This is a genomic window from Paenibacillus solani (assembly GCF_001277345.1).
Taxonomy (GTDB): domain Bacteria; phylum Bacillota; class Bacilli; order Paenibacillales; family Paenibacillaceae; genus Paenibacillus_AQ; species Paenibacillus_AQ solani.
Genome location: NZ_LIUT01000001.1, coordinates 3,132,612 through 3,158,276, shown reverse-complemented (window position 1 = coordinate 3,158,276; position 25,665 = coordinate 3,132,612). Strand labels below are relative to the sequence as shown.

At 47.3% G+C, this 25,665-nt stretch carries 27 protein-coding genes; 25 read left to right on the top strand and 2 right to left on the bottom strand.

Annotated features, from left to right (window positions below):
- Positions 1 to 2 precede the first annotated feature (2 nt).
- On the top strand, positions 3 to 3,110 hold the full coding sequence (locus AM231_RS14355) for a beta-galactosidase (protein ID WP_054403148.1): 3,108 nt from the start codon (positions 3 to 5) through the stop codon (positions 3,108 to 3,110).
- A gap of 71 nt (positions 3,111 to 3,181) precedes the next feature.
- Here AM231_RS14355 and AM231_RS29515 read toward each other — a convergent pair whose 3' ends face one another.
- Positions 3,182 to 3,367: a hypothetical protein gene (locus AM231_RS29515; protein ID WP_054403147.1), complete on the bottom strand. Its 186-nt coding sequence runs from the start codon at positions 3,365 to 3,367 to the stop codon at positions 3,182 to 3,184.
- Here AM231_RS29515 and AM231_RS14345 point away from each other — a divergent pair.
- The 7 genes from AM231_RS14345 (at position 3,366) to AM231_RS14315 (ending at position 10,457) form a co-directional block, all read left to right on the top strand.
- On the top strand, positions 3,366 to 5,666 hold the full coding sequence (locus tag AM231_RS14345) for a glycoside hydrolase family 3 N-terminal domain-containing protein (RefSeq protein WP_054403146.1): 2,301 nt from the start codon (positions 3,366 to 3,368) through the stop codon (positions 5,664 to 5,666). The genes AM231_RS29515 and AM231_RS14345 overlap by 2 nt on opposite strands.
- 255 nt (positions 5,667 to 5,921) lie before the next feature.
- Entirely contained in the window at positions 5,922 to 6,398 is a 477-nt protein-coding gene (locus tag AM231_RS14340) for a DinB family protein (RefSeq protein WP_054403145.1), read from the top strand.
- 245 nt (positions 6,399 to 6,643) lie between these two features.
- Positions 6,644 to 7,567, top strand: a complete 924-nt coding sequence (locus AM231_RS14335; RefSeq protein WP_054403144.1) for a DUF7638 domain-containing protein — start codon at positions 6,644 to 6,646, stop codon at positions 7,565 to 7,567.
- Between the two features lie 64 nt (positions 7,568 to 7,631).
- The gene (locus tag AM231_RS14330; protein ID WP_054403143.1) at positions 7,632 to 8,396 is read left to right on the top strand and encodes a class I SAM-dependent methyltransferase; all 765 of its coding nucleotides are present in this window, start codon (positions 7,632 to 7,634) and stop codon (positions 8,394 to 8,396) included.
- A gap of 51 nt (positions 8,397 to 8,447) precedes the next feature.
- The gene (locus AM231_RS14325) at positions 8,448 to 8,816 is read left to right on the top strand and encodes a DUF6508 domain-containing protein (RefSeq protein ID WP_242615153.1); all 369 of its coding nucleotides are present in this window, start codon (positions 8,448 to 8,450) and stop codon (positions 8,814 to 8,816) included.
- A gap of 117 nt (positions 8,817 to 8,933) precedes the next feature.
- Positions 8,934 to 9,341, top strand: coding sequence for a hypothetical protein (locus AM231_RS14320; protein WP_207383572.1), 408 nt, complete (start codon positions 8,934 to 8,936; stop codon positions 9,339 to 9,341).
- Between the two features lie 279 nt (positions 9,342 to 9,620).
- A complete protein-coding gene (locus AM231_RS14315) occupies positions 9,621 to 10,457 on the top strand; it encodes a PIG-L deacetylase family protein (protein WP_054403140.1) in 837 nt (278 codons plus the stop codon).
- A 107-nt stretch (positions 10,458 to 10,564) separates the two neighbouring features.
- Here AM231_RS14315 and AM231_RS14310 read toward each other — a convergent pair whose 3' ends face one another.
- Positions 10,565 to 11,371 (bottom strand): lipase family protein, encoded by an 807-nt coding sequence (locus tag AM231_RS14310; protein ID WP_054403139.1) that lies wholly within the window; start codon positions 11,369 to 11,371, stop codon positions 10,565 to 10,567.
- Positions 11,372 to 11,610: 239 nt separating this feature from the next.
- Here AM231_RS14310 and AM231_RS14305 point away from each other — a divergent pair, with 239 nt between their 5' ends.
- The 17 genes from AM231_RS14305 to AM231_RS14225 all read left to right on the top strand — a co-directional run bounded on the left by AM231_RS14305 (position 11,611) and on the right by AM231_RS14225 (position 25,491).
- Positions 11,611 to 13,161, top strand: a complete 1,551-nt coding sequence (locus tag AM231_RS14305) for a tetratricopeptide repeat protein (RefSeq protein WP_054403138.1) — start codon at positions 11,611 to 11,613, stop codon at positions 13,159 to 13,161.
- A gap of 247 nt (positions 13,162 to 13,408) precedes the next feature.
- Positions 13,409 to 14,182 (top strand): glutamate racemase, encoded by a 774-nt coding sequence (murI, locus tag AM231_RS14300; RefSeq protein ID WP_054403137.1) that lies wholly within the window; start codon positions 13,409 to 13,411, stop codon positions 14,180 to 14,182.
- 889 nt (positions 14,183 to 15,071) lie between these two features.
- Positions 15,072 to 16,184 (top strand): Gfo/Idh/MocA family protein, encoded by a 1,113-nt coding sequence (locus AM231_RS14290; protein ID WP_054403135.1) that lies wholly within the window; start codon positions 15,072 to 15,074, stop codon positions 16,182 to 16,184.
- Between the two features lie 144 nt (positions 16,185 to 16,328).
- Positions 16,329 to 16,787 (top strand): DUF4830 domain-containing protein, encoded by a 459-nt coding sequence (locus AM231_RS14285; protein WP_054403134.1) that lies wholly within the window; start codon positions 16,329 to 16,331, stop codon positions 16,785 to 16,787.
- A gap of 52 nt (positions 16,788 to 16,839) precedes the next feature.
- Positions 16,840 to 16,977: a hypothetical protein gene (locus tag AM231_RS29090; RefSeq protein WP_165593403.1), complete on the top strand. Its 138-nt coding sequence runs from the start codon at positions 16,840 to 16,842 to the stop codon at positions 16,975 to 16,977.
- A gap of 44 nt (positions 16,978 to 17,021) precedes the next feature.
- Entirely contained in the window at positions 17,022 to 17,597 is a 576-nt protein-coding gene (locus tag AM231_RS14280) for a hypothetical protein (RefSeq protein WP_054403133.1), read from the top strand.
- 122 nt (positions 17,598 to 17,719) lie between these two features.
- Positions 17,720 to 18,265 (top strand): NUDIX hydrolase, encoded by a 546-nt coding sequence (locus tag AM231_RS14275; protein WP_054403662.1) that lies wholly within the window; start codon positions 17,720 to 17,722, stop codon positions 18,263 to 18,265.
- Positions 18,266 to 18,366: 101 nt separating this feature from the next.
- A complete protein-coding gene (locus AM231_RS14270; RefSeq protein ID WP_106406072.1) occupies positions 18,367 to 18,819 on the top strand; it encodes a hypothetical protein in 453 nt (150 codons plus the stop codon).
- A gap of 134 nt (positions 18,820 to 18,953) precedes the next feature.
- Positions 18,954 to 19,856, top strand: coding sequence for a phosphotransferase (locus AM231_RS14265; RefSeq protein ID WP_054403660.1), 903 nt, complete (start codon positions 18,954 to 18,956; stop codon positions 19,854 to 19,856).
- 70 nt (positions 19,857 to 19,926) lie between these two features.
- The gene (locus AM231_RS14260; RefSeq protein WP_054403132.1) at positions 19,927 to 20,739 is read left to right on the top strand and encodes a class I SAM-dependent methyltransferase; all 813 of its coding nucleotides are present in this window, start codon (positions 19,927 to 19,929) and stop codon (positions 20,737 to 20,739) included.
- Positions 20,740 to 20,779: 40 nt separating this feature from the next.
- Positions 20,780 to 21,073: a hypothetical protein gene (locus AM231_RS14255; protein ID WP_054403131.1), complete on the top strand. Its 294-nt coding sequence runs from the start codon at positions 20,780 to 20,782 to the stop codon at positions 21,071 to 21,073.
- Positions 21,070 to 21,513, top strand: coding sequence for a GNAT family N-acetyltransferase (locus AM231_RS14250; RefSeq protein ID WP_242615151.1), 444 nt, complete (start codon positions 21,070 to 21,072; stop codon positions 21,511 to 21,513). The genes AM231_RS14255 and AM231_RS14250 overlap by 4 nt, the downstream gene beginning before the upstream one ends.
- Positions 21,514 to 21,546: 33 nt before the next feature.
- Positions 21,547 to 22,056 carry a DUF6886 family protein gene (locus AM231_RS14245; RefSeq protein WP_054403130.1) on the top strand — a complete coding sequence of 170 codons (510 nt, stop codon included), beginning with the start codon at positions 21,547 to 21,549 and terminating at the stop codon, positions 22,054 to 22,056.
- 43 nt (positions 22,057 to 22,099) lie between these two features.
- The gene (locus tag AM231_RS14240; RefSeq protein WP_054403129.1) at positions 22,100 to 22,552 is read left to right on the top strand and encodes a GNAT family N-acetyltransferase; all 453 of its coding nucleotides are present in this window, start codon (positions 22,100 to 22,102) and stop codon (positions 22,550 to 22,552) included.
- A 19-nt stretch (positions 22,553 to 22,571) separates the two neighbouring features.
- Entirely contained in the window at positions 22,572 to 23,114 is a 543-nt protein-coding gene (locus AM231_RS14235; RefSeq protein WP_054403128.1) for a histidine phosphatase family protein, read from the top strand.
- Between the two features lie 146 nt (positions 23,115 to 23,260).
- Entirely contained in the window at positions 23,261 to 23,959 is a 699-nt protein-coding gene (locus AM231_RS14230) for a response regulator transcription factor (protein WP_054403127.1), read from the top strand.
- Positions 23,956 to 25,491, top strand: a complete 1,536-nt coding sequence (locus AM231_RS14225; RefSeq protein ID WP_054403126.1) for a sensor histidine kinase — start codon at positions 23,956 to 23,958, stop codon at positions 25,489 to 25,491. The genes AM231_RS14230 and AM231_RS14225 overlap by 4 nt, the downstream gene beginning before the upstream one ends.
- The last annotated feature ends 174 nt before the right edge of the window (positions 25,492 to 25,665 follow it).

Sequence of the window (25,665 nt, the reverse complement as noted above, 5' to 3'; positions counted from 1 at the left end):
GTATGAAAACACTATTGTTTTATGATGAACATTTTCCTTATGAAGGTGAACGCCCGACTGCGAAGGCAATGGAACGTCTGCGCGTATGGGCGGAGGTCGCTGGTGCTGCGGATTTGGCCGAGCGGTTGGCGGAAGGCGGTTGGGATGTTCTGATCCATCTTCACGGCGCGTACTTTCCAAAAGCGGCATGGACGGCCATCGAAGCCCATCTGAAGGCTGGCGGTGGCCTGGTGCATGCCGGAGGCGTGCCATTCCGCAGGCCAGTCCGGGAGGTAAATGGAGCCTGGCATGCCGAACGCGAGCAGTTGGCCTATCATCAGCGAATGGATATTCATGATGCTCTGGCAGTTGATGTGTCACGAGTCCGTGAGCTGAAGGCATCTGCCGAATATCCGATTCTCCAAGGGCGCGAGGCGTTGTTCGGCATCGAACCTACCTGGGGCTTGACGCTGCATCCGACCAAAGCGAGCGACATTCCGTCCGAGATGGGCGCGTGCGGTCCGATGGATGCTGTCATTTCGCCGCTGCTGACGGGAATAGACCAACATCAACGCGAGAGGTCTGCACCGGTCGTGATGCTGGAGCAGCACAAAGGCGATTATGCCGGCGGTCGCTGGATACTGCTCAACCAGCAGCTTATTGCCTCATTCTGGGAGACGGGCGGGCTTGACGTCCTGCAGGAGCTGGCTGAATATGCTGGTGCGGGCGTTACGGAGCTCTGGCTGAAACCGAACTATGCCTCCTACGAGCCAGGTGAACAGCTGCGGTTAACGATTCAGCTGCAGGCCCTGTCGCGGACGTCTGTTCCGGAGCGGAGATGGAATTTTGCGGTTCGCGTTATAAAAGTGGACAACGGGGAGGCCGTCTGGACCGGACATGCGGCAACGGATGCCGACATGGATCAGCGGGATTTGCAGCAGATTCGTTTGTCGGTGCCTGTACGGTTGGAAGCGGGGCTGTACCGTATCGTTTGCGAAGCCGTGTCCGAATCTGGAGAACACCGCTGCCTGACCCAGGCGGTCTGGGGCGTTGACCGTTCTCTGCTGCAAACCGGAGAAAGGCTGGAATGCGGACGCGATTACTTCCGCCGCGAAGGGCGGACGGTTCCCATCGTGGGCATGACCTACATGACCTCCGACGTAGCGCGGAAGTTTCTCCATCTGCCAAACGTGCAGCGGTGGGACGCGGATATGGCCGAGATGAAGCGGGCAGGGATCAATTTGATTCGGACGGGCATATGGACAGGCTACCGGATGATTATGTTTGCCGATGGCCATGCCGTCGAAGACGTGATGCGGGCGATCGATGCCTTTGTCCTAACCGCCAAGCGGCATGAGCTGGAAGTGACATTCACGTTCTTCTCGTTTGCCCCAGAAGCATGGGAAGGCGTGAATCCGTACTTGGATCCGCGTTCGGTGGAGGCGCAGAAGCGCTTTATCTCTTCTATCGTAACTCGTCACCGAGGGACAACCAATGTGCATTGGGACCTGATCAATGAGCCCTCTCTGTTCGATCCGAAGCGAATCTTCGAAGGGCCGGTGACGGTAGGGGACCGCTTTGAGCGTCAGGCCTGGGCCGAGTGGCTCACTGAGCGTTATTCAGGTGATATTGAACTTCTGCAGGAGCGCTGGAACATGACGCCAGGCGAGCTTCCGTCGTTCGACTCGGCGCCAGCGCCGAATCCGGACGACAAGCTGTTTAACAGCGTGCTGCAGCCGAAGAAATGGGGACCATGGGTGGATTTCACGCTGTTCACGATGGACATGCATAATCGCTGGGCATCCGAGCTCATCGGGACCATACGCCGCTCAGACCCTCGCCAGCTGGTAACGGTCGGGCAGGATGAGGGGATCTGCTCTCAGCGTCCATCGCCGTCATTCTACGGTCCTGTCGTCGATTACACGACGGTCCATTCCTGGTGGCAGAACGATCATCTGGCTTGGGATAGCATCTTCACGAAAACACCGGATAAGCCGAATCTGATCCAAGAGACCGGCATTATGCACGTTCAGCGTCCGGACGGGATTGCCAAGCGAACGGAGGAAGAGCTGCGCAACATTCTGGAGCGCAAGTATGCTTACGCGTTTTCGACAGGAGGCGCCGGGGCAGTTCAGTGGATTTGGAATATAAATTATTTTATGGACAATGCCAACGAATCCAACATCGGAGCGCTGCGGGCTGATGGAACGCAGAAGCCCGAGGCTGATGTGTCTTATGACTTCGGCGGCTTCATGAAGGAAGCGGCTGGTCTGTTCGACAATGAACGGCAGCTGGAGGACATTGCCGTCGTATTCCCGTATTCGAATGATTTTTCCAGCCGCAAGCTGGCGTACGAAGCTACAACAAGGGCCATACGCACGCTGACGTTCGGCATGAACGTCCATCCGCGCGGCATCGGCGAATACCAGCTGGAGGACCTGAAGCGCTATCCAGCCAAGCTGATCATCGTGCCAAGCGCGCACAATTTTGACGATGTGGCGTTCGCGCAGCTCCTCGAGCTGGCAAGAGAAGGAAGTACCGTCCTGTGGACAGGCCCGCTGCGCACCGATGCGTATTGGGGACAGGTATCCGATCGTCTGCAGCAGGAGATTGGGGAAACCGTCCATGCTAACGTTCTCCGGGAAGAAATGCTGGAGCTGGCGGGAGCGCATTATTCCGTTTCGTACGGTGAGCGGAAGATCAACGCGCTCGCGGTGGATCGTCCAGCGAGTCGGTTGGATGGGCCGCTAGAGCCGATTACGGTAACCTTGGGTTCAGGACGATTCATCTGGTGCCCGCTCCCGGTCGAATTGAACGAGCGTTGGGAGCCGATTGAGGCGCTATACGCTGAAGCCATTCGCACCGCAGCCGTATCACCTGAGCTGGAATGGCTGAAGGGAGGCGAGCTCCCGGGGATTTATGGACGCAAGCTGTCGTTTGGACAAGGAAGCTTCTATGTCTTCGTCTCCGAGTATGGGGCAAACGCAGAAATTGAAGTAAAGGACCCTATTTCAGGGACGGTCTATTCCTTCGGGTTGGAACGGGAACGTACCGTGATGTTCACGACCGACGCGGGGGGAAGTGTGCGGACGATATACCGGCCGGAGGAAGTTTGCATCTTGCAGAGCTAACCTTCTAAATCTTGAAGTGCTTTCGCCCTTAAAAGGTAAGATGCGTATTCGCTTGAGGATGACCAGGGTACTCAAGGCGTAAAGCGATCCTTCTGCAGGAACACATATAGAGGCTCTCCGGCTGATTGAATCGTACCGGAGAGCCTCTTCTTCAAATGGGGAATAACCGTTGGGTTTGTGTAGCGGCGGGCATTGAATCGGATGGAAATGAACGTAATCATTCGAACAATCAAACGGAAAAAGGAAGGGTGTACCATGGATTACAAAGATGCATCACTCCCCGTTTCGGAGCGAGTCGAGGACTTGCTGGAACGGATGACGGCAGAAGAGAAAATAGGTCAGCTGATCCAGCCGTTCGGCTGGAAAGCTTATACAAGAAATGACGATGGTACGATTCGGATTACAGAAGAATTCAAGTCGCAGCTGATGGAGGGAGGGATTGGCTCTTTGTACGGTACGCTGCGTGCCGATCCTTGGACGGGTGTGACGCTTGCGAACGGGTTGTCTCCCCGGGAAGGGGCCGAAGCGGTCAATGAGATTCAGCGATATGCCATTGAGCATTCCCGGCTCGGGATTCCGATTCTGTTCGGAGAGGAATGCTCCCACGGACATATGGCGATCGGAGCGACGGTATTTCCGGTTCCGCTCACGATCGGAAGCACCTGGAACACGGAGCTGTTCCAAAGCATGAGCCGAGCTGTTGCTGCCGAGACCAGGGCACAAGGGGGAGCGGCAACCTATTCGCCGGTGCTGGATGTGGTAAGGGATCCCCGCTGGGGCCGCACCGAAGAAACCTTCGGTGAAGACCCCCATTTGGTAGCCGAATTTGCGGTTGCTGCAGTGCGGGGACTCCAAGGCGAGAGCCTTGATTCGCATGACAGCCTTCTGGCTACGCTGAAACATTTTGCAGGCTACGGCGCTTCCGAAGGGGGGAGGAACGGAGCACCCGCTCATATAGGCATGCGGGAGCTTCATGAAGTCGATCTGCTGCCGTTCCGCAAGGCCGTTGAAGCAGGAGCCCTGTCCGTCATGACCGCCTATAACGAGATTGACGGAGTGCCTTGCACCTCTAATCGGTACCTGCTGCAGGACGTGCTTCGCGAGGAATGGGGCTTCGACGGCTTTGTCATCACCGACTGCGGCGCTATCCATATGCTGACAAGCGGCCATAATACGGCTGGTTCGGGCGAGGAAGCCGCGGCTCAGGCGTTAAAATCCGGTGTCGACATGGAAATGTCCGGGACCATGTTCCAAACGCATCTTCATCAAGCGCTGGAGCAGGGACGGATCACCGAAGACGATCTGAGCAAGGCAGCCGGACGCGTGCTGGAACTGAAGTTCAAGCTCGGTCTCTTTGATCGTCCTTATGCAGATCCGGCATGGGCGGAGCGAATCATAGGATGCAAGGGACATGTAGCACTGGCCTATCAAGCAGCAGCTGAAGGAATCGTGCTCCTCAAGAACGAAGAAAACACGCTGCCTCTGGATCCGAATGTCGGAACGATTGCCGTCATCGGTCCCAATGCCCATGCAGCATACAATCAGCTTGGCGATTATACCTCCCCTCAGCCACCGGGGCAGATCATAACAGTGCTGGAGGGCATCCGCAGCCGGCTGGGAAATACGGCGGACAGCCGCGTTTTGTATGCGCCGGGCTGCCGCATTCAAGACGATTCCCGCGAGGGCTTCCCTCACGCGCTCGATTGCGCTGCTGAGGCTGACGTCATTGTGATGGTGCTTGGCGGCTCTAGCGCACGGGATTTCGGAGAGGGCACCATCGATCTTAGAACGGGTGCTTCGGTCGTGACCGGGCATACCGAGAGCGATATGGAATGCGGGGAAGGCATTGACCGCTCGACCCTGACGCTGATGGGTGCGCAGTTGGATCTGCTGCAGGAGATCTATAAGCTTGGCAAACCGGTGGTCGTCGTCTATATCAATGGGCGGCCGATAACGGAGCCGTGGATCGATGAGCATATCCCGGCAATTGTGGAAGCATGGTATCCCGGACAGGAGGGAGGCAGCGCAATCGCGGACATGCTCTTCGGCGATGTTAACCCGTCCGGCCGTCTGCCGCTGTCCATTCCGAAGGAGGTTGGTCAGCTGCCGATCCATTACAATGCCAGACGGACCCGGGGCAAGCGTTACCTGGAGACGGATCTGGAGCCGCGATATCCGTTTGGCTACGGGTTAAGTTATACGGAATTCCGCTATGACGGTTTGAAGATTGAACCGGCTGTCATTCCTATTGGCGGGGAAGCCACGGCCCGGATCAGAGTGACCAATACGGGGGCACGGGACGGCGCCGAGGTCGTTCAGTTGTATGTCTCAGATCTGGCCGCATCCGTTACCCGTCCGGAGAAGGCGCTGAAAGGGTTCCAAAAAGTGTTCCTGAAGGCAGGGGAGACGCAGGAAGTGATATTCACTATATGCAACGAGCAGCTGGAACTGATCGGCCTTGACATGAAGCCGATAGTGGAGCCAGGCGAGTTTCGCATTCAGGTCGGCCCCGACTCGACAAGTGGAGAGGTCGCGAGCTTGCGGGTGGAAGGCTAGGATCGCAAGGTCTTGACCGACTTTCCGAAAGCTTGCCCAGGCAAAGCCACTTCCTGCACCCATGTAGTTAGCCCCAGGCGCCGGTTATTGTTGCCGGTTCATTTACGGGGAAACATGACTTCTCATCTCGTTGTAATCCCGGGACCCATTTTATTCAATAATGTGGTATGATTTTCTAGTGAGGATAAGGCTCAGAGGGGCGTACCTGGTAGCCCGAGGCTTTCCGAGTAAGGAATCCAAGTGAGGAGTGGTAGGATGAACGAACCGTTTCTTCATATGTACGACTATAGCATTTGGGCGAATGAAAGAGTATTTATTCATATGCAATCTTTGCCGGAAGGCGTGTTTCTCCAAAAAGTAAGTCTGGGCTTCAACTCTATCGCGGAAGTCTTCGGTCACCTTGCGGCTGCGGAGGAAGTTTGGTTTGCCCGGATCAAGGAGGAAAGTCCGTCGCCGCTTACTGCGAGACCATTCGCGAATATGGAAGTGGCCCGTCATTACATGAGGCAGCTTCAAATCCGGCACCGCGAATATTTAGCTTCGATTGATGATATGGGAAAGGTTGTGACTTATCACAACACTGCAGGTGAGGCATTTCAGAATTCGATTTCAGAGATTCTCCAGCAGGTCGTAAATCATGGAACATATCATAGAGGTAATATCACAACCATGCTTCGGCATTTGGGACACAAAGGGGTAATAACGGATTACATTGCCTTTATAAGAGCGTAATTACAAGCTGCATCCTTTTAAACAAGGACTTCCTGCTACCATGATTCTCATGGGGCAGGGAGTCCTTTTTAGGTAGAGAATATTTATGAAACATATATGGTATGGTTCTTCCTGCGGCTCTCTTATATGATGTAAGTAGTGCTCACATAATACATGGGAAGATCAACAAATAAATACAGCAAAATATCCCGAGAATGTTAGCTATTAATATCATCTAGATTAGCAATAATGGGAAGGTGATGTTTGTGAAGAAGATTCGAAGATCCAAAATCGTTGAAGGTACTTCCATACCGGGGGTTATCTGTAACGGAGGGCAGTACTTTTATATTGACGTAGATATCTATGAAGATGGGATGACGAATTGCTGGGAGCTTGTTGACCTTAAAGGCTTAAGAAACAAAATCGATTCAAACTGGCTGACAGCAATCGTTCCGGTTGGCCGAAATTTCTCAATTCACAGCCTGGGTTCGTTCCAAGTCAAGGAAGCGGTCTGGAAATTTGATCAAGACAGCTACTATGAACACATTGGTCAGACCATTCGTATGATGAATCCGGAATTCGTGAATATATATGAAGTTTCAGAACGAGAACAGGAGCAGCAGGAAGCCAGAAGAGTGGCTCACTCCCCTCAATCCACTGAATTTTATGTAAAAAGCGAAATGTTCTATCAGACGGTGGAGGGTGACGGTTTCCACATTTTTATGAAATACGAAGGTGCGAACTATTTGATTCATATGAATGTTTATCAGGACGGTCAAGTCATGATCTACAACCTGCCTGAAGAAGTCCAGTGTAATATTGATGAAGCAAGTGCTTGGTTTCAAGACGGGACTTTGTTTACAAGATTTGATGGCGATATTCCTATTCGCATTCTGGGACTTGGCGAGGTTACGTTATCTGAACCGTTGTATGCGGCAGAGATTGAGGAGAAGTTTAAAGAACTCATCGACATCCATAAGAAATTGAACGGGGAGAAATCCACTCACGAAGAATGCAGGGATGCATATTATTTATATTTAGAAACTCCCACCGAGTTTTACAGGGAGAACCTAAGAGAGAAATATGAACGTGTACCCGAACATGAACGAATGTACTTGGGCGATATGGATTCTAAAGATTGGGACTACCAAAGGATCCTCTATCGACCGGATGAGAAACGGGAAGTGTAATGTGATCATGTCAGCCGGCTCGATACGAAATAAAATATATTTTTAAAAAAGTGAGGTCAACGCGATGTATAGTTTGTACGGAGAGCTATGTACGGAAGTATATGATCTGAGTAAGCCACTAGGATTCTCATTTGGAGACGTGGAGTATTATAAGGAGCGCCTGAAAGACGTGAAAGGGAAAGTGCTGGAAGTGGGCTGTGGGTCGGGCAGAGTGCTAATCCCGCTGCTGCAGGCGGGCATCGATATTGATGGCGTGGATAATTCCGCTGCCATGCTGGATTCTTGCAAAAAACATTTGGAAGGATTGGGCCTTGCGGCCAAGCTCGTTGAAGATGAGATGCATAACTTCTCATTGACCGATCTATACGAGGCCATTATTATTCCTGCGGGATCATTCCAATTAGTGGAGGGGCGGGAGCAGGCAAACGCTGCATTGAGGCATTTTTATTCTTACCTGAAGCCCGGTGGCCGATTAATACTGGATTTGTTTATCCCTACTAATTTTGAAGCGAATCATGCCACTACCAGAAGTTGGGATACGCCGAATAATGAGGTCATCATTCTCGAAGAGAGACGTACGGAATGTAATCTGCTTGAACAGCGGATGGTTTCGATTTTGAGATATGAAAAGTGGATGGAAGGCCAGCTGTTACAAACCGAGCTGCAGCGTTTTCCTCTCAGCTGGTATGGAAATTATGAATTTGAACTTATGCTGGAGCAGCAGGGGTTTGAAGAGATTACCAAGTCGGCAGATTACAAATGGATGAATACACCTGCAACAGCAGATCAAATGATTACATATGAGGCTAAGAAGTCTTTGATGGATTAGTGATATAGACGCAAAAGAGGTGATTGTATGACGTATGACTCAAACTTAAGCATGACAGATATGGATCGATTACTCTCATACCTCGATTATTTCCAAGATCTTGATTCGGTATTTGGTTATGAAGCGAACGGCTACATGTGTCAAAGTCAAGAAGTCAGAAACTTCTGCACAACCTTAGATGATGTCGGTTTCTTACAGGTATTTAATTGGCATGAATGGTTAGCTCAGCATGAGGTTTATAAGGACCTAGACCATCCTATTGCGAGCAGCATCATGAATGCCGATCTGGACACCCTCCGCAAATTAATGACCAGCTATATTCGCGGGGATCGGTTCAATGAAGGTTTATTCATCGAAGTGTGCAGGAAAGGGCATATAGCCAGCATTCTGTTAAGACTGAGAGAATTGAGAGATGCATGATGAAGAGCTCGGATGAGTCGACTTTACCTTAAGGAGGTGGAAGGGATCGTTCGCATATTACTCTTAATCGGTGTGTTGTTATGTGTATTATCTGGATGTGCTCCTGCCCCTGATTCAATGGAACACGATCAAACCAAGCAAGCAGCATTAGATAGATTTATTGAAAGAGAGAACATCACAGGTACACTTGTGCAATTGAATGTAGATGATCATATAGGAATCCTTCTGGCTGAGTATAAAACGCGTGCTTATTATGTAGGGGAATGGATTGAAACAGAAAAGGGTTTCTCAGCGGTGAAGCTGTCACCCACGTTCGACATCGAGAACACCTCTGGCGTGACATGGGATTTTAAGACATTGGATGGTGATCAGTACAGTATTTCAACCTTCAAAGAGAAACAAGCTAATATACCAACCTATATTAAAGAATTGGATTTATATGTATCCATCGTGAAGAAGGGTTCCAAGAAAGAACCGACACCCGCAACACACGACCTAATAGATTCATATGAGGTTTTGTTATGAAACCACACGAATGGTCGGAGGGTTTAAGAATTGAACAAGAAGGAATATCCTCGATGAGAGAAGAAAGATTTATAGACCCGATCCATTAAAAATAAAACTCATGCGGAGGGATTTAATTATGACGTCGAATACTCCAACATCCATTCAGAAAGTGATTTGGAACGATTCCCGGATATTTCGTTTGTTACGATCCAAGATCCGGATGGCAATATCCTGATGATCGTTCAAGAAGATATGTGAGTCACCCTATGAGTGCGGCCAGAGAGGAGAAACTATAATATGTCCAATATTCTCAATGTGATCGTCATAGCAGCGCATCCGGATGAACCCGAAATCTACGCGGGAGCCATTTCGGCTGCCTATGCAGAGCGGGGGCATCGGGTAAAATTCCTGACATTAACCGATGGATGCTGTGGTCATTATGAAATGAGCGGGCAACAGCTCGTCGATCGGCGTAAACAAGAAGCTCAAGAAGCGGCTAGACGTCTTGGGGTTCTTGAATATGTCGTTCTGCCCATTCCCGACGGGGAATTGATGCCATCAATCGAGATACGCAAGGAAGTCATCCGCCAAATTCGCGGCTGGGAGGCGGATATTGTTATCACGTTCCATGCGGATGGACCCGGTCATGCGGATAACCGCAGTGTGGGAAAGATCGTGCGTGACACGGCCGATTTTGTAGCGAATGTGCCAAATGCTGTGCCTGAAGTTCCGTCTCTAAGGAAGTCTCCCATTTTCTTGCTGATGCCGGACTATGCAGCACGAGCGTCATATAAACCCGATATTGTGATTGATGCAGGAGAGGTCATTGAGAAAAAGCTGCTGGCCTGTGACGCCCATGCTTCCCAATTCTACGAATTTGCCCCATGGCAGGGCGGTTTCTTGAATGCCGTTTCGAATACGTGGAAGGAGAAGCGGAACTTTATTTTGAAGTATTGGAATCGCTTCCTCAGTGTGTCGGATGAAATGGGCCCTGCGCTCTCAAAGTATTATGGGCAGGATGCTGCGGCTAGCGTAAAATATGCAGAGCCTTTTGAAATTGCCAATTATAGCAGAAGACCGGATGAAGCGGAAATGAAGGTTCTATTCCCGATGCTGACGGATATTCAGAAGTAATATATACATCACGCTGCAAAGAGATTGAAGAAGCGGATTCCCCTGAAGGGAATTCCGCTTCTTAAGCATTGCCATACATAGTTCCATTGTCAGCCGACTTATTCCAGTTACACGGTCTCTATCGGTGATTCTGTAATGGGGCAGAATCCAGGGTTCGTGGAACATAGTTGTTCAGCAAATTGTGGCTGCAGCTGGGCAAGCTCAGCATAATAACTACCAATCACATGATTGCTGCTTACCGAGCCATTTTGAAAGTTCAACGGCCAGCGGGTATGAACATGACTATAATAGTACGTTTTCTCTCTTTTTGGCATCTTGTATATATGAGGCGGAGCGTGAGTTACAACATCAAACAAGTTGGCGATGCGGCAGCTGCTGCGAACATATTTGGTGAAAGCCTTGGCAAAATCAGGATCCCCCACGCGTGGAGCCCCATAAGTGAACACATAGGGCAGGCGATTTTCGGTATTGGCGGCGACATCGACCGCACATAAGGTTGCGAGTGCTCCTCCAAGACTGTGGCCAGTAATGAATAATGTCTTGTGTGCAGCCAGCCTGTTAAGCGCCGATATGATCTGTCCTCGAGCGGAGGCGTAGATGTTAGTGAAGCCACGGTGCGTGAGAGTAGACTCCTTTATATATTTGAAGTTTTTTTGGGAGGCGATGGCATCCGAGATCCAGTTCGTCGTTGAACTCGTGCCTCGAAAGGCGATAATAATGTTGTCCTGTGATTCCAGAATAAATCCAAAGCGTTCGGTCACGCTGATTAAGGAGTTAGCTTCAATGGTGTCGTAAAGTGAATAATTCAGTGGAAGGACGAAGGAGCCGTCCGTATTGGTGAACTGCGTATAGGTCTGTCCGCAGATTGCAGCCAGAAAAATGGCCCATTGTTCTTGTTCCATGCTCGTACCCATGCACATCCCGCCCTTCTGTTCTTTTACACTATATTAGGAAGAGGATGGAAAGGTGCCTAAGTGTCTAAATGTCGAAGAAGCTCGTTTCATGAATCTACTGAAGCCGATACGCCGAAATTCTTCCTGTGATGGTTTGGGAAGATGCGACTTATGTGGTACGATTTAATATAGCCCCACAGGTTGACCAGTGTATAACCAAGCGTGGAATTAATGATACATAGAGAGCAGGGTTAATTCGAATGACAGAAACTAATGAACAACGATTCCGCTTCAGTGAAGCGCCTATTTGGGATTTACAGAGGACATACTACGAAGATTTGGGAATGAAAGCATGGAATAATGACCAAGTCCCGCAATATATTACAAGCAATCCCATGATTGCCACAGCTTATGCCGAGATCATATTTGGATTTTTGCGAGACCGCGCCAATCAAGGCGATACGACCGAAACCGTAACGATTCTGGAATTGGGAGCAGGAGCCGGCCGATTCGGTTTCCATGTACTCCATAAGCTGTGCGAGTTGAGAGATTATGCAGGTATGACGCTGCCCCCTTTCCGCTATGTGATGACCGATTTACCGACTAAAAATGTAACCGCATGGAGCCAACATTCTGCCATGCAGCCTTATATTGAGCAAGGACTTCTGGATTTTGCCAGATTCGATGCTGTGCATGATTCGGAATTGAATTTGGTTGTATCGAAGAAGACGATACGTCCTGGAGATCTTAAGCAGCCGCTGCTGGTTGTGGCTAACTATTTTTTTGATAATATCCCTCAAGAATTGATCTACGTAGGGGAAGGCAAAATTTATGAGAGCGATGTTATCGTTGAATATCCCGAGCAGCATACCAAGCTCAAACCTGCCGATCTTTTGAAATCAATGAAGCTCACATACGAGCATCGCCGGGAACCAAGATACGAAGAGGAGAACTACCCGTATCGAAACGTGATTGCTTATTATCAAGAGGAGTTGGAGGATTCGCATATCCTGTTTCCGGAGGTGGGTTTGGCCTGTCTGGAACGATTGAATCAGTTATCCACGTCAGGATTTATGCTGCTCACGGCGGATAAGGGAGATCATCGCATCGAGAACTGGAAATTTGCGGAGCCGCCGGAATTAATATTTCATGGCAGCTTCTCATTAACAACAAATTATCATGCGATGCAGCATGTATTCGACCACAGAGGCGCGCAGACGACTTTTCCCACGCAGCATTATAAGAATATCAACGTCGGCTGCATCCTCATGCTGGATGACCCCACGATATATGCGAATACCCGGCTGGCTTATTATCAATTTATTGAACGTTTCGGGCCGGATGAATTCTTCAGCCTGAAGGAATGGATCGACCCGAATATTGAGAGCATGGGCATGCAGCAAATTTTGTCCTTTTGGCGATTAGGCGGGTATGATGCAGAATTTTTCATCCAGAGCGCGAAGCGCATTTCCAATCTGCTCCCGGATGCCCATGACGAAGAAATGTTGGATATCCGATCAGGCATCTACAAGATGTGGTCATCGTATTATGTGATGGAGCAGCGTTATGATTTGGCGCTGGACGCGGGGTTAGTGCTGTTCGAGATGGATATGTACGAGGATGCGAAATTTTTCCTGAAGGAATCCATTGAAATCGATGAAGACGAGCCGGTACCAACGGTTTTATACTGCTTGGCGATTTGCTGCTATGAGCTTGGGCTGGATGCAGAGGCACTGGACTATACACGTCAGGCGCTCGTTCTGGAACCCGATCATGAAGAGGCCTTAGCATTGCTGAAATGCTTTGAGTAAAGCACGAGTCTTCTTTTTGGCATGTTAGAAGCTTATGTATCTTCTCGCAACTGCATAGAAATCGCACACGACCCGGCCGCTCCAGATTCGTATGAGCCCGGGTCGTTTTGTATTTGGGGAGATTGTCATACATGCTTTTCATTGGGTCAGATGGCAAATGCGAGAATTTGAGCAGTGGAGTATAATGATGAAAGGCACTAAAATGAATTGATCCAGACAGAAAAACATACAACGATAGGTGAACATAATGAGAATAGCTTTTTTGGATTCAGGTTTAGGCGGTTTAACAGTGTTATCAGCAGCGATGAGAGAACTGCCGCAGGAGGATTTTTTGTTCTTTGCGGATACTCTTCATGTTCCATATGGGACCAAAGCTAAAGAAGACGTAAAATCCTACATACATCAAGCTATGGATACAATCATGCAGGAAGAAGTTAAAGCCGTTGTGGTTGCATGCAATACGGCTACAAGTTTGGCTATTACTGATCTGAGGAAGAAGTATCCGATTCCGGTCATCGGTATGGAGCCAGCCGTAAAGCCCGCCGTCGAGATCAGTCGTTTGAGCGGGAAACGAATCTTGGTGCTTGCAACACCGCTTACTCTCAAGGAGTCAAAGTACAAGGATCTCGTTCGACGGGTGGATAGCGAGCATATCGTAGACTCCTTGCCTATGCCGGAGTTGGTGGAATATTGCGAAGACTTGAATTTTGATGTACAGATCATGTCTGCATATTTTACCAAAAAGTTTGAAGCCTTCGACATGAATGAATATGGAACCATTGTCTTGGGCTGCACGCATTATCCTTTTTATAAGAAAATCTTGTCAAATCTGCTGCCGGAACATATTCGAATTATCGATGGCAGTAGAGGGACCGTGAACAGACTCATCCAGGTATTAGATGACCATCATCTTCGCAGCTCAAGGGGACATCAGCATGTGAAGTTATTGAATTCGAGTCATTCCGCTGAGTATACCGAGAAGATGAAGGAAGCGCTCAGCATATATAGGTCAATGGAGTAAATTTTATCGAATTTATGAGGGATAGCGTGTTGGTGACGCAAGCAGGCTATGAATTTGATCTGCCTCTATTGCGGAATGAGTGCAAGAGATTCGGACTTCCCATCATCAACAATTGCTGCTTGGATACTAAGGCACTCTTCACGTACCTGCATCCTGAAGTCGAGTGGATCATATCAACTGATTTTTTAATAAAATATTATCAGATCAATGATCAGGACTTAAAGCGGCATGACGCATTAGGCGATAGTATATTAATTGGACGTATTTTTATTAGGATATTGGAAGAGTTCAAGGCTAGAAATCTGCAATATATTTATTTTAAGGATGAGGTAGTGGTCAAAAGATTTCAAATCCCCTCTTAGTATACGCTCCCTCATTGATTATCGATCAATAACCAATAAACGAATATAACTGACAACATATGATCCGACCTAAGATGAAGACAATCTAGGTCGGGTTATGTCATTTTGATGAACCACTTAAGAGCTGAGACTCAAGATCAGAACCGGATTTTTGGATGGTATTTTCAAGAAAAATGGTTCTATGCTTCCGGAGCTGCCGGCTGACATTGTGTAGTTATACCGGAGTTCAATGCGGTAGGCGTTCGGATGCTGAACAAATATACGGAGAATTATAGCGAAGATCAGGTCATGTTTAATGAAACATTTTATGAGTGCTTGCGGTCATAAAGGTATGGGGGGGAAGTGAACCCGCCTACGATTAGAGCATACAGAAGATGCAATCTAAGGAAACATTTTAATTTGTTGACCATATAATCATGTTGTTCGCGGAGTACATGAACTGCCATATAGCTTTTGATGTTATGGTATGGGCTATAGATTTATGATGATGAGGCGGGTAAGTCCAAATCTTAGATACAGGTGATTCCATGAAAATAATCAAGCTGGGCATGATCGGCAGCGGTCATGTCAGCAATCGTTATTTTGAACAAGCTTCAATAATTGAAGGTGTACAGGTTGTGGCAACCTGCTCCAGGCATTTGGAGAATGCGAAGAAGAAGGCAGAAACATATGGAATTACCAGATGGTATGATGATTACAGACATATGATGGACAGCGAGGAACTTGACGCGGTGGTGGTTACCACACCTCATTCGATGCACGCTGAGCCTGTCCTTGCTGCACTGGAGCGGGGTTTGCATGTTATGAACGAGAAGCCTATGGCGACCTCGTTTACAGATTGTAAACAAATGGTTTCACTAGCAGAGGAGAAGGGGCTAATCTTCATGAGTTTGCCTTTTGATTTGAATCCAGTATATCTAGCTGCATCTGAGTTCATTGATGAGCGATACATTGGAAAGATAACAGGCGCAGAAGCGCAACTCTCTCTCCCAGGCCCGTGGCGTGATAACTGGTATTATGATAAATCCGTTGCGCATGGAGGTGCAGTTCTGGATTGTCTGGCCTATTCCGTTAGCCGTCTGATAGGATTGCTAGGTCCCGCTGTAAGCGTGGTGGCAGAAGTCAATACACTGATTCCCCATCGTATTGTCGGTAATGGTAAACAAGTGAACAGTGACGTGGATGATAATGTAACTCTTATCCTTCAATTTGCCGGTGGGCAACAAGCGGTTATTCGCTCGTTATGGGGGATGTCCTTTAAGCAAAATAATACGCTGATCTATGGAAGAAAAGGTACCCTAGTTTTAAATGACAGCGGCTATCCATTGGTCATTCATACAATGGAAGAAGCTGTTCCAAACGCCGAACAGGTGAATTGGCGTGGCAATGAAAGCTGCTTTGTACCGCATCATAAGATCTCTGAGCAACGAAATGAGAGTGCCATTGCCCACTTTGTCCGATGCGTTCGCACAGGTGAGCAGCCTGTTCAGTCTGCGAATCAACAGCTGCACGTCCATGAAATTCTGTTTGGTGCCTATCAATCAGCTGAAACTGGACAGCGATACTTGTTAACGACATCTTTTACGTTATCGACTCCACTAGACCCTCTCATTTGGGATACTCGCAGCCATTATATATAGGGATTTGATCTGAATGATCATTTCAGTGAGCTCACGATTGAAGATGTAGACGGGTATCGTATAGCGTTTGGTGGATAAACGAAAAAGTCCTCATTCGAATGTAGGATACATATTTGCTATGGCGGGAAAGGAGTGAGGAATTAAGTGAAGCTCAAGCTATTTTTCATTTTTATGCTCGTTATCCTTGTGGGTTGTAATGAACAGAAAGATGAGATTGTCACGGAATTGCATAAAGAACAGCATATTAACTATCTGAAGGATTACGGCTGGAGCATTGATCGATTTGCTTCTGACTTCAAATATGCTGCCTCATCACTCGAATCTTTTAAATCACATGTGAATGATATTGAAGAATTAGGGCAAGTTGACCTGGCCCCTTATTTTGATAAAGAAGTTATTGAGACGGGCTACATCCTCCAAGAGAAAACAATGACGTATAACAAGATTGTGGGTTATATACTAGAGTCAGATGATGAAATCATAGGCGGTTATTTGGAATTTAATCATGAGGCAGAACAAGAGGATGGGACACTTGAAATTGATCAGACAGAGATAAGTCCTATGCTTCATCGCAAGGAGCTGGGGAGTAATTATCCTCGTTAGCAGGTAGAAGCGTTACGCTTCATACTATTAGAACCGGGAGGCGCTATGATTTATGATGGTATTCATCGTAATTGTGTTGATTGTTGGCTTGGCCGGGATTATTACGAATCAATATTCTTCGCTCAGAAGAATGGAACGCATGCAGCGTTCGCTTGATGAGCTTAACAGAAAGATGGAAGAGCGGAAATAACATCCTTTAACCTTGAAAATGTCTATATTAGCGGAGTGAACAACATGAATCGATTTAAACATTCAAAAAAAGAAATCAGAACGAAGTTCGAAATTGATTTACTGCACCAAGCCCAGGCCAAAGAACCTGCGAAGCCTCCTCATCCTTGGATTCATGAGGTGATTATTCCGGCTGGCGGGTGTATCGCATGCGGTTGGGACGCCGAGGAGAATCTGGTTCTGATCAGCAGCTCTGGTTACAGCATAACGCAGCCCCTAACCGGAAATCGAATATACAGGGACCAGAATCCTAATATTAGCGATTCACATATGAGCGCTGACTCCTTGAGTTTCCGGATTCCGCACAGCGGACAGGACATTCCGATATTTGGATTTGAGTCTGGAGATGGAAATCATATAACGAACGATGGATGGATGCTTGAAGTTATTTACCCTTGGTGGCCAAGGGCATCCGTTGTATTGGATCAGCTGTTTGTGCCTGGCTATGAATATCTCCAACAAGCAGTGATGATCAATTTAAATCGGCTGGATGGGAGAATCAAATGTGGTTTTTCGCCGTCTGGTCGGCATTTCGTCATACTGGGATCTGGCGGAGCATTAATCTATTCGCGAGAGTTTTGAATTTGGTATATTCAAACTGTATTAGACTGTATAACATCTAAAGAAATAGAGAACTCGATCGAAGATTCTGTCTATGATGATGGAGTTTTTTGCAGCCGATGTGGAAAGGAAATCAGTATCATATGATCAAATACAATATTTGTTTTGTACGGCGTGGTGATGAGATTTTATTGTTGAATCGTAAATGTCCGCCTTGGATGGGGTGCTGGAATGGCGTGGGAGGCAAGCTGGAGACAAACGAAGCTCCCCGAGCCTCTATGATACGTGAGCTAGAAGAAGAGACTCATATACAGGAATACAGTCTAAGCTTTAAAGGAGTAGTGACTTGGTCTGTCAACGGTGGCATAACGGGTGGTATGTACTTATATCTAGCAGAGGTACCCGAAGTTTATGTCTATGAAACTCCGGTTGCTACAGATGAAGGAATCCTGGATTGGAAACCCGTCGCATGGATTATTGACAAGGCGAATGCTGGTATTGCGGCTAATATACCTGGTTCGCTAGAGCTCATCTTACATGATCCGAATTGCTATGATCACCGATGTACATATGAGAATGGTAAGCTAATCGAACAAACACCACTTCAAATAAGTTCTTCTATTGAAACGGATGAAGAGTTAAGAAAGGCGTTTTTTATCAACAATTTGGGAAATGAAGTTACAATTTAGTTTTAACAGACTAATAGAAATCTAATAGTTCAAACATCGCAGACCCGACTTAGATAGGACATATCTTAGGCTGGGTTTTGCTGTCATCAGGGGGGGAAATCATGCGATATACGTGGATTGGAATTAAATTGCTACTGGTTATGCTGCTTCTGGTTGCATGTTCATCTACCGAACAACCTGTACCATCCGAAGTTATGGCCACGGTAGATGCTCAAAAGGAGCTGGTAGATTTACAGGCGAAGATATTGAAGGTGTCAACCGACCTGTCGTATGAGACCAATTGGTGGGTGGTTCCTCAAGATATCGATACAATGACCATATATGTAGAGGCTGAGAATGTGGATACGGTTTTATTCTGGATTGCTCCTAAAGGGACGGAAACTTGGAAGGAAAGGGAGCTTATCGGTTATGACATAGACGGGAGCGATGGGTGGTCGTTGACCTGGAAGTTTGGAGACCGACAATTCCATGATCATATCGCCGTGCAAGCGCTAGGTACGGATGGTCTTACGCAAGCTAAAGAAAGCATCAGTGTGCATACGTTAGAAGAGTGATTAGAATGAAAAAAGACGAAAAGTACCAATCATCCAGAAAGTTTTATTTTAACAGTTATATCTCTTTAATTGATTGTTGCCCTGCTATAAGATGATGCTATTAACATCCTGAAGGAGATGAGGCATTGTCTGACATGGAGAGATTTAATTATCAATTGCAGCGCGCTGCTATTGCGGATTTCGGGCTGACTGATGTCACTCCTGTTGTCTTAAGCAGGGGAGGAAATATCATTATACATTTGGCCCCCCATCCGATCGTTGCCAGGGTTGCAGCACTCACTAATGCAGATCAACAAGATCATCATATATGCAAGAAACTTGAACAAGAATTACTCGTAGCTTCTCATCTTCACGAGCAGGGTGTTCCCGTATTACGACCTGTATATCTCGCGGGGGGAGGAGCATATAAGCTGGAAGGGCACTGGATGACGTTCTGGGAATATGTGCCTCCAACAACGTTATCATTTCCTTCACCGAGGGACGCGGTTGATATGGTAAATACACTCTCTCTTGCTATGGAGCAATATACCGGGCATATTGCTATTCTGGGGGTATGGAGCAGGATACATCAATCGGTAAACCGATTAAGCAAGTATCCAGATGTACGGATACAACATTTAATCCATAAGTTTAATGAATTAGACCAACAGATGCACGCAGATTCCACGTTGTTAGTCCCTAGTCATGGTGATGCACATGCCCGTAATTTATTGCCGAGCCCCAGGGGCTGGATCTGGATGGATTTTGAAGATGTATCCTGGATGCCTCGATACTGGGATCTGGCATCATTTGTGGCAAACCTGGCTTTATTTAAAGGAGAGCAGGAACCAACGCTGCGGTTTATGATCAACAATCCCGATGTGGTTGCTGACCGGGATGCCTTTGGATTTGCTTTGACCGCACGTATATTGATGTCTACACTAGGTAATTTCGATTATGCCGTTTCAGGTTATGGGGATATGGATTTCGCTAGTGAACAAGTGAAACTTGCAGGCGAGTTTATTAACCGCGTGGAGCATATTTTGAAGGGTTCTTAGCTGCTGGATTTTGAATATCTCTTGAAAGGTTGAAGTAGAAAAATTAGAAAGTGGAGTGGAGGCGCTTCTAATGAACAAAGTGATAAATTATTATAACTCGTTCGATGAATGGGGGCGGTTGGATCGGGAACCTATTGAGTTTATTGTCAATTTGCATCATATCCTGAATACGCTGCCGGGAAAGGGGCATATCCTGGATAACGGTGCTGGACCCGGAAAGTACTCGATGGAACTTGCCAAGCAAGGTTATAAGGTGACCTTAACGGATCTAACTTCGAGATTAGTCGAAATTGGGGCTGCCAAGGCGAAGGAGCTTAAGTTAGATGGGCAATTCCAAGGCTTTCATTGTGCCGACGCAACCGATTTAAGCCTGTTTCAAGAGGAGCATTTTGACGCTGCACTGATGATGGGACCGTTATATCATTTGCAGTCAGAGCAGGATCGATCTATGGCTGTGAAGGAACTGTATCGTGTTACCCAATCGGGCGGTTATGTCTTTGTGGCATTCATGACTCGAATTCGACATTTGATGTCTTCATTATTGTTTCCTGAACATTGGAAACCGAACAATACCATTAGCAGTATTAAAGAATTTGTTAGGACCGGGATATTCAATCATAGCGATGAAGGAAGATTTACCGGTGCATATTATTACGATTTGGAAGACATTAGGCCGTTCATGGAATCACATGGCTTCGAGACGATTAAACTGATTGGCTCGTCAAGTATAGCTGGGTCTTTCATGGCAGAGCAATTCGATTATTGGCGTTCTCGAGGGGAAGAGGAGTTTCAAGAAGTGATGAATTTGATATATGAAGAAGCAGAGAATCCAAGTATTCTTGGAATCTCATCTCATTTGCTGTATATCGGCCGGAAACGATAAGAGATTACTATGAAGGCGAAGGTATTTAAGGAGGGAGACGATGAAAAAGGTTATTGCAGGCGGGCTTTTTTTACTCAGTGGAGTCATTCTATACATAAGTGTGCATATACCCGCAGCATTTCACGCAGCAACATTAGGCGGATGGTCTTCACCACCTGGTAGGCTGAGTACAGCCTTAGAACAAATGGGCGGAGCAGCAACTAGAAATGGGTCTGTATTACTCATAATAATCGGCGTTGTTGTGATATTATGGGGAGCTTTTGAAGAAGAATTGAGAAAACTTTTCAAGAGTAAGAAGAGTAGCGCGAAAATAGCAGACCATGAGTTGCCATGAACAAGATGATCATTCACGAAGTTACTCATTTGGTTACAGCCGACCTTACCGAAATCTTGAACGAAAGTACGGAGAAAGGATTCAGACATATTCATCGACTCATTCATGACTACAACGAAGGTATTAACAGGTTTCAACTAGACAATGAAGCCTTGTTTGATTGCCGAATTGATCACAGAGTTATCGGTGTATGCGGGTTGAATCAGGATCCGTTCTCTAATGAAGACATGGGGAGGATACGCAGACTCTACGTATTGGAGGAATTTAGGGGACAAGGAGTCGGTAAAAGACTGGTAGAAGCAGTTATTCATAGAGCAAGAGGCCATTACAGCAAGCTTGTATTGAGAACTGACAACCCCATGGCAGGGGAATTTTATAAAAAGTTAGGTTTTAGAGAATTGCAAAATGATGAACGGATAACGCATGAACTAGATCTATGAAATGTTCCCGATATCAGACCAGGAGGACCTGCCGTGCTGTATCATTTTAGCGAGGAGCCGGATATTCGCATTTTTGAGCCGAGGGTCTTATACACTCAGAAGGACGAACATGCTAAAGTATGGGCTATCGATGCACATCATGCTCCTCATTATTATTTTCCAAGAGAATGTCCGAGAATTTGTATTGAAGCCGGCGAGAGCACCACGGAAGATGATGTAAATATATTCTTTGGCATGTCGCGTGTACGGAGGATGATTGCTATTGAAGCGGGGTGGTATGAACGGGTTAGAACAGGCTGTGTCTACCGTTATCACTCTGATCCGGCTGCTTTCCAGCTGTTTGATGCGAATGCGGGATATTATATTGCAACGAAATCAGTTGCCCCGATTCAAGTGGATCGGATGGATGATCTGATTACGTCGATTTTACAAGAAGACATAGAGTTAAGGGTTACCCTTTCTCTTATGCCAATGAAAGAACGGATACTGTCTTCTACAGTGAATTTTTCGATGATTCGCTTGAGGAATGCTGTAGACAGGTAGAGGCGCAAGGAAGATAAGCGTATACAAGTAGAGGAGGGACAAGATGTCCAGTTTATTTGCTCGTTCAATTGAAAGGAATGAACTTCCCAAACTGCTTCAATTGTATAAGCATCTGCATGAACAGGACCCTGAATTAGAGTTTGATGATCAACTTGATCAGCTATGGGAGGAGATCCTAAAAGATGATTATATGAAGATCATTGTGGTTGAACAAGATGGTGAATTGGTAGCTACATGCGTGCTGAATATTTTGAAGAATCTGACTCGCCATGCCAGGCCCTATGCCCTGATCGAAAACGTGGTTACCCACCAGGACTACCGAAGACAAGGACTCGGGCGGCTCCTTATGAACCAAGCCATTGAAATTGCAAGGCAGAGAAATTGCTATAAAGTAATGCTGTTAACAGGGCAAAAAGGTGAGGAAATTCATCTGTTCTATCAAAGCCTTGGGTTTAGGAATGATGTAAAAACAGGGTATAATCTAAAATTGGAATAAGCTTTAATTAAGGAGTCCTATGAAAATTGGATTGGTAAGGCATTTTAAAGTCATACATAAACATGATGGGAGCTGGATGACGTCCGATCAGTTCAACTCTTGGGTAGAAGCTTACAACAACGCGGAAATTGAAGATACCGACTTGGAGTATGGTTTGTCTGAGTGGAATGTGTGCATATCCAGTGACTTATCCCGAGCCGTTCAGACTGCGGAAATGATATATCCGGGCTCTGTCATTGTAACCGATCAATTAAGAGAGATTGAGATTCAATCGATTCATGCTTTGGGGAATCTAAAGCTTCCTTGCCAAATGTGGATGGTGATGGGACGGATAGCTTGGTTTTTTTCACACAGCTCACAAGCAGAGAGGAAGAACGAAACCGTGGACCGCGCTCGGCATACTATAGAATGGATCGAAGAACATTACAGCAATCGGAATGTTTTAGTGGTTAGCCACGGCGCCTTTATGAAAGTGCTGACGCAGGAGTTGTTCAAAAAAGGTTACCGGGGCAAGGGATTAATGAATCCGAGGAATGGCGCCATGTATATATACGAAAAATAAAGTGTAACTGAAAGAGAGCCCATGGGCTCTCTTTTTGCTGTTATAGCGTAACTCCAACCGCTCCAGGTTGAATTAAGGAGCCGAATACGTTACCATCATTGCACTAGTAAGTGTTGTAATCGGCCAGAAAAGGAGTTCTATCTGCGATGACTAAAGTACTTGTGGTGGATGATGAGATTAGCATCTCGAGCGCAGTGGCTTATGCACTGCGAAGGGAAGGATATACGGTTGAAACGGCTGGGGATGGGCAGGAAGCGCTAGAGCTGGTGGAAACATTTAATCCTGACGTAATGGTGCTCGATGTGATGATGCCGAAGCTTAGCGGATATGATGTTTGCCGCAGGCTTGAGGATCGTCAGGGCCCCGCCATTTTGCTGCTGACCGTGAAGGACGATATTGTAGATAAGGTGCTCGGGCTGGAGCTTGGTGCGGATGATTATATGACAAAGCCCTTTGATATCCGGGAAGTGATCGCCAGAGTCAAGGCACTGTCCCGAAGGAGCCGCAAGACTGAGGCTGACGTGCAGCAGCAAGTTCCCGACCAGCATGTCATTCGGATATCCGGCCTTACGATTAATTTATGGAGTCGCACGATACATGCCGGAGGCAGGCGGCTTGAACTGACGCCCAAGGAATTCGATCTTATGGCCCTTCTGGCCCGGAATCCGGAGCGGGTATACTCGCGGGAAGCTCTGCTTGAACAGGTATGGGATATGGATTTTGCCGGCGGCACGCGTACGGTCGATATTCATGTTCAGAGATTGCGTAAGAAGCTGGGGTCTTATCATGAAGTGATCCAGACCGTGTATGGCATTGGGTATAAAAGCACGGAGATCCCCTCATGAGTAGTAGAAGAGTGCGTTTTGGCTTAAAGTGGAAAGTCGCACTTCTTCTTGCCCTGCTGCTGATTGCCGTTGTTGTTGTTCTAAGCACACTGGTCCTAGCTGGGATTCGCGAGGATCAGCGGGTCCGCTTGGAGCAGTCCTTCGCCCATGAAGAAGAAGCAGCCAATCTCAGGGTACACCAAGAGTTATTAACGAATCCGCACATGCAGCCGGATGAGTTTATGGAAAATGTCGGTCAACGGCTAGCGGTCGATCTTGGAACCGAGAGCGGCATGCCGGTGACTCTATATATGCTGGATGGAACATTCGTAGGGACTTCGCTGCCGTTTCAGCCAAAAATGGATGTAGAGGACGCGCTTGCATATACCGCGCAAGGGCGTTCTGCCTATATTACCGAGGGTGACCAGCTGATCTATCTTGCACCAATTCGATATATGGATAAGCTGATCGGAACCATTCAATTCCATGCTTCGCTGGCTGAGCAGCACGCTTTCTATGACCGTATCCAAAACCTGTTTATTGTGACGGGTCTTAGCGTATTGGCCGCAGGCTTCCTCATCGGGTTTCTATATGTTTGGCGGCAGGTGCATATCATCAGCAGGTTGAATCAGGCCGCGCAGAGGATTGGTGAAGGCGTATATCTTAGTGAGCCGACGGTAAAGCGTAAGGATGAGCTTGGCGAGCTGGCGCAAGGTATATATGAAATGAGTGAGAACATATCCTCATCGGTGAGCCAACTCACAGAGGAGAAGCAGAAGCTGCTGGATGCCATCGACCGACTGCAGGAGCTGGAACAACAGCAGAAGCAGTTTATCGGAAATATAAGCCATGAATTGAAAACGCCGCTGACTTCCATACTGGCATACGCGGATCTGCTAGAAATGTATCGCGATGATCCATTCTTGCTTGAGGAAGCCAGAGGACAGATCAGCAAGGAAGCACAGCGTCTATTTCAACTGGTAGAAAAGGCGCTTCAGTTATCTTCCATGGACATTTACGAATTCGAAACGCATGCGGAGCAGGTAGAGCTTCCGCCGATTCTTCAAGAAGCGGCAGCCCGATTGGAGGCCAAGGCGGAGCAATCCCATATTACCATTCAATCATTCTTAACAGATGGCAGGGTATGGGCCGATCCTGAGAATTTGATGCATATGGTGCTGAATCTACTGGATAATGGAATCAAATACAATAACCCCGGCGGGAGCGTAACGCTCTCAAACGAAGTGAAGCATGATGAGCATGGCCACGATCGGATGGTCATTAAGGTAAGCGATACTGGAATTGGAATCCCTGAGGATGCCAGAGAACGGATCTTCGATCCATTCTATACCGTGAGCAGCGACCGCTCACGGGTTCACGGAGGAACAGGTTTGGGGTTATCCTTGGTACGAAATCTGGCAGAGAAACAGCAGGGCTCTGTAAAGCTGGTGGAATCGGGGCCTGGCGGTTCTACCTTTCTGATTAGCTTGCCGATGAACCGGCCGCAATCGTCAGAGGTTATTTCGGCAGAAGAAGGTTCAGACTTGGGATAAGGTCTGGACTTTCTTTTTTTTTTAAGAATGATTATTTGTTTACAAGTTCGTTACAAGCTCGATATCGTATCGAGATATTCACATTCTATACTGAGTTCAACAGGGAATAGGAGCATGCCAAGGCTCATTAGTTGCAGCTGCCATAGCTCCTTGAGGGATATGCATAGGAGGAAC